The organism is Lentilactobacillus sp. (assembly GCF_040773105.1).
Taxonomy (GTDB): Bacteria; Bacillota; Bacilli; order Lactobacillales; family Lactobacillaceae; genus Lentilactobacillus; species Lentilactobacillus parabuchneri.
This window is the reverse complement of record NZ_JAXGWW010000331.1, coordinates 1-1,554: the sequence shown is the minus strand read 5'-3', so window position 1 is coordinate 1,554 and position 1,554 is coordinate 1. Positions and strand designations below refer to the sequence as shown.

The 1,554-nt window shown below is 42.5% G+C and carries 3 protein-coding genes; all 3 read left to right on the top strand.

The features are described 5' to 3' along the window. Positions 1-568 precede the first annotated feature (568 nt). A complete protein-coding gene (rpmH, locus tag AB3112_RS11405; RefSeq protein WP_003640225.1) occupies positions 569-703 on the top strand; it encodes a 50S ribosomal protein L34 in 135 nt (44 codons plus the stop codon). 110 nt (positions 704-813) lie between these two features. Further along, the gene (gene rnpA / locus AB3112_RS11400; protein WP_003640224.1) at positions 814-1,158 is read left to right on the top strand and encodes a ribonuclease P protein component; all 345 of its coding nucleotides are present in this window, start codon (positions 814-816) and stop codon (positions 1,156-1,158) included. Positions 1,159-1,173: 15 nt separating this feature from the next. After that, positions 1,174-1,554 (top strand): YidC/Oxa1 family membrane protein insertase (locus AB3112_RS11395; protein ID WP_367334559.1); only part of this gene is annotated, 381 nt, incomplete at its 3' end.

Genomic DNA, 1,554 nt, shown 5'->3' with positions numbered 1-1,554 from the left:
CTTGGACAGATCTTGTTCCATAGAGAACTTAATGAGATTCCATAAGTCATTACGTTCCAGCACGTGGATACCCCTTTTCTTAAAAAACGTAATTCTATTTTAGCATGAACATATAGAGTTTTCCACAGGTGGACAAGTTAAAGTTAAGAGAATTCACAGGCTGGGATTTGAATATGCACAGCTTGTCGAAAACCGAAGGCTAATTTTGAAACATGCCACTTATCCACAAAAACAGGTTCAAAACTAAAGCCGGTATCAAAACGTTTTTCACAGTTATGCACAAGATAAATATGCCTTGTGGATAACTAAATAACAACCCGTTAATTTGTCGAAAAGTTTGTGGGTAAATTGCGAATAACGGAAAGTTACCTGGGGACAATCCACAAAGAAATCCGCAATTAAATAATTTTTCGTTCCCGAAATACTGCGGAGAAATTTAATTTACTGGTTTTCAAACAAATAAAAATATGCTATAGTAGTTAGGAAATGCGTTTAGATGTAAACTGCGTTTTGAAAATAACGACTTAATCGAATTGATTCATGTCATTATGGAGAAGGAGGTGTCATGATGAAGAGAACTTACCAACCAAAGAAGCGCCATCGTCAACGTGTACATGGTTTCCGCAAACGGATGAGCACCAGCAATGGCCGTAAAGTGTTAGCCCGTCGACGCCAACGAGGCAGAAAAGTATTGTCTGCATAGGCCACTGATAATCAGTGGCTTTTTCTTTACAGTCCTAGACCAGGTGTTTAGGGCTGTAAAGTTGTGTAGCAATTCGCTCAAGAGCTTGAGCGCACACATGGAGATGGATTATGCGAAAATCATATCGGGTAAAAAAGGAAACTGAATTCCAACAAGTTTTTGAGACCCGCAACTCGTATGCCAATCGTCAATTTGTCATTTACGTTTTGGAAAAACCGGGGCAACCCCATTTTCGCGTCGGTATCTCGGTCGGTAAGAAGATCGGAAACGCCGTTGCACGTAATTGGGTCAAACGCCGGATTCGGCAATCAATCACCGAGCTAAAGCCGCAGCTTAAGCAAGATGCGGACTTTCTCGTCATTGCCCGACCAACCGTTGCCGGTAAGTCGCAAGCCGAAACCAAAGCTTATCTAAGCCATGCGCTAAAGCTAGCGCACCTGCTGGACAATGATTAAAGTGAGGACATTCGTTTGAAAAAGTACAGAAAAATACTGGCAATGCTGGCCGTACTAGCAATCGTACTAGTTTTGAGTGGGTGTAGTAATACCCCGATCACGGATAAGAGCACCGGGTTTTGGGATGGCTTGATCATCTTGAATTTCTCACGGGCGATTATTTGGTTATCAAACTTGTTCGGTCAAAGTTACGGGATGGGGATCATCTTTTTCACGTTGATCATTCGGGTGATCATCTTACCATTGATGATCTTCCAAACTCGTAACATGGTGGCAATGCAAGAGATCCAACCGCAGTTGAAGGCTATCCAAAAGAAGTATTCATCGCGCGATATGGAAACTCAGCAAAAGCTCCAGGCGGAAATGAAGCAGCTGTACGCAAAGCACGGCGTTCAT

Bases quoted from the DNA above. Each gene is read 5' to 3' on its own strand.
- rpmH (WP_003640225.1), top strand. From the start codon at position 569: ATGAAGAGAACTTACCAACCAAAGAAGCGCCATCGTCAACGTGTACAT.
- rnpA (WP_003640224.1), top strand. From the start codon at position 814: ATGCGAAAATCATATCGGGTAAAAAAGGAAACTGAATTCCAACAAGTT.